The sequence below is a fragment of the Caulobacter sp. P1_B12_2 genome (genome assembly GCF_056406675.1).
Genome location: NZ_JBFTZS010000551.1, coordinates 1 through 2,694, shown reverse-complemented (window position 1 = coordinate 2,694; position 2,694 = coordinate 1). Strand labels below are relative to the sequence as shown.

Sequence of the window (2,694 nt, the reverse complement as noted above, 5' to 3'; positions counted from 1 at the left end):
ACCTCGGCCGCCGCCAGCCGCGCCAGGCGCCCGTCGGGCGAGGTCAGGACGATCGGCAGGCCTTCGGGGATGCGTTCGAAGGCCTCGGCCAGGCGGGCGCGGATCGTGAACCAGGCGCCCGGAACGTGGCCCTTCCGATGGACGGGGCTGGGCGCCAGATCCAGCACCACCACGGCGCTGTCGCCCAGCGCCACGGCCAGGTCCTCGGCGCTGATGGTCTCGACGGTCGGGATCGACGGCGCGTTCGGCCGCCAGGCGCCGGTCTCCAGCTCGCCGTCGAAGCCGCCGTCCAGCACGTAGACGTCCCAGCCCAGCTGGGCCAGCCACGAGGCGCTCATGTCGGCGCGCGGTCCCAGATCGTCGGCCAGGACGATGCGGCCGCCGCGCACCGGGGCGAAGACGTCGGTCTCCTGCACCAGCTGACCGCCGGGCGCCGAGCGGAAGCCGGGCAGGTGGCCGACGGCGTATTCCTCGGGCGTGCGGACGTCGAAGCGATAGAGGGTGCGCTTGCGGTCCTGGGCCAGGTCGGCCAGGCCCTCGGCGTCGATCCGCCGGACGCCGGCGCGGTAGGCCACGTCGCGGGCCTTGGCGCGAGCTTCCTCCAGGGTCTGGTCCGAGACGGCCCCGAAGCGCCGGCTCTGGCCGTGCTCCAGGGTCTGCTGGGCCAGGGTCCAGCCGATGGTGCCGTTGCGCAGGGCGAAGACCGGATTGGGCACGCCGGCGTTCAGCAGCGACTGGGCGCCGATCAGGCTGCGGGTGCGGCCGGCGCAGTTGACGATGATGGTGGTCGCCGGGTCGGGCGCCAGTTCGCGGGCCCGCAGCACCAGCTCGGCGCCTGGGGTGCTGATGCCGCCCGGGATGCTCATCACGGCGTATTCCTCGAACCGACGGGAATCCAGGATCACCTGGTCGGCCTTGGCGTCGATCCGGGCTTGGACTTCCTGGGCGGGCAGGGACGGCGTGTGCCGTCGCGCCTCGACCAGTTCGCCGAACGCCTTGCTGTAGGAATTGACGTCCTGGAACAGCTCGTAGCCGGCGTCCTTCCAACCCTGGAGCCCACCAGCAAGCGCTCGAATCTGCGTGTAGCCCAGGGCCGCCAGTCGCTTGCCGGCCGGCGAGACCAGGCCTTCGCCGTTGTCGTACAGCACGATCTTGGCGTCCTTGCGAGGGACGCGGTCCAGGATCTCCAGCTCCAGCCGGCTGAGCGGCAGCTGCGAGGCGAACAGCGGGTGGGCGCGGGCGAACGGGTCCTCCTCGCGCAGGTCGAGCAGAGCGATCTCGCGGCGGGCGATCCAGTCCTGGCGGACCTCGCGGGGGGAGACGGCGGTTAGGGTCATGAGCTTGCCTCGGCCAGCACGGTTTTCGAGCGATCCCAGAGGTTGGGCAGGGTGGTGTTGGCGTAGCCGGAGACGAACCGCTTGGGCCGGCCGTCGGCGTCGTAGGTCGAGCGCTGCACGGCGCCGATATTGGCGCCGTAGACGTGGATGCTGATCGAGACGCGGTCGTCGAAGGCGTTGGTGACCTGGTGTACGTCACCGACCGTCGGCGAGACCGCCTCGACCTCTCCGCGCTCCAGCCGGTGGACCGGGCCGACGGCCGCGAAGGCCCCGGCCCGGCGCTCGAAACGTTGCGACAGCTCGGCCCCGCGCAGCACGCCCACAAGGCCCCAGACGGTGTGGTCGTGCACCGGCGTCGCCTGGCCCGGCCCCCAGACGAAGCTGACCACGCTGAACCGCTCGCGGCTGTCGCAGTGCAGCAGGTACTGCTGGTAGCGGGTCGGATCGGGCTGGGCGTAGGCGTCCGGCAGCCAGTCGTCGCGGGCGATCAGTCCCGCCAGCAACCGGCCGCCCTCGGCGAGGATCAGGTCTTCGTCGGTCGTCTGGTCGACCAGGTTTCCCAAGGCGCCGACAAAGTCAGCCAGCTTGTGAAGCTTGGAGGAGGGGCGGGGCGCGCTCATCGGATCACAGCGCGTATTTCAGCGTGACCAGCCAGGTCCGCGGGTCCGGGTAGTTGTTGTAGAAGACCCCGGTCGCGGGCGTGTAGGTCGAGGTGACCGGCTTGTCGGAATCCAGCAGGTTGCGGCCCGACAGCTGCACGGCCCAGCGCGGGTCGGGCGATTGCCAGGTCACCGTGCCGTTCAGGAAGGTCTGCGCCGGGGCCAGGTCCTGAGGACGCTGCAAGGCGCTGAAATAGGTCTTGGTCTGGTACTGGGCGTTCAGGCCGACGCGGAGCTCGCCGGGGATCTCGACCGGCACGTCGTAGGTGACCGCGCCCGACAGGCTCCAGCGCGGCGAGTTCAGCAGCCGGTGGCCGTCGGCGTTCACGCCGATGCCGCCGGCGTTGCGATACTTGTCGTAGACCGCGAACAGATAGCCGGCCGAGGCCTGGAAGCTCAGGCGTTCGGTGGCGCGGATGTCGCTCTCCAGCTCCACGCCGTAGGTGTGGGCCTTGCCGGCGTTGGAGCGGACCGAATTGCCCGGATAGGCCGGGTCGCTGTAGCTGACCTGCAGGTCCTTGTAGTCGTTGTAGAACACCGCCAGGTTCACCCGGGCGCGATGGTCGAACAACTCGGTCTTCAGACCGGTCTCGTAGGCGTCGACGTTCTCGGGCGCGAACGGCCGCGTGGCCAGGTCCAGCCGCGTGGCGCGGTTATCGAAGCCGCCCGACTTGAAGCCCTTGGACCAGGTCACGTAC

General features: G+C 70.3%; 3 protein-coding genes. All 3 read right to left on the bottom strand.

Translation table 11 applies throughout. The features are described from left to right. On the bottom strand, window positions 1-1,337 hold a 1,337-nt coding region (locus tag AC1DZ6_RS23110; protein ID WP_477099453.1), incomplete at its 3' end, for a rhodanese-like domain-containing protein. Continuing rightward, window positions 1,334-1,957: a cysteine dioxygenase family protein gene (locus tag AC1DZ6_RS23105; protein ID WP_477099452.1), complete on the bottom strand. Its 624-nt coding sequence runs from the start codon at window positions 1,955-1,957 to the stop codon at window positions 1,334-1,336. The genes AC1DZ6_RS23110 and AC1DZ6_RS23105, both read right to left, overlap by 4 nt. Window positions 1,958-1,961: 4 nt before the next feature. Continuing rightward, the coding region (locus AC1DZ6_RS23100; RefSeq protein ID WP_477099451.1) for a TonB-dependent receptor domain-containing protein at window positions 1,962-2,694 on the bottom strand (733 nt) is incomplete at its 5' end.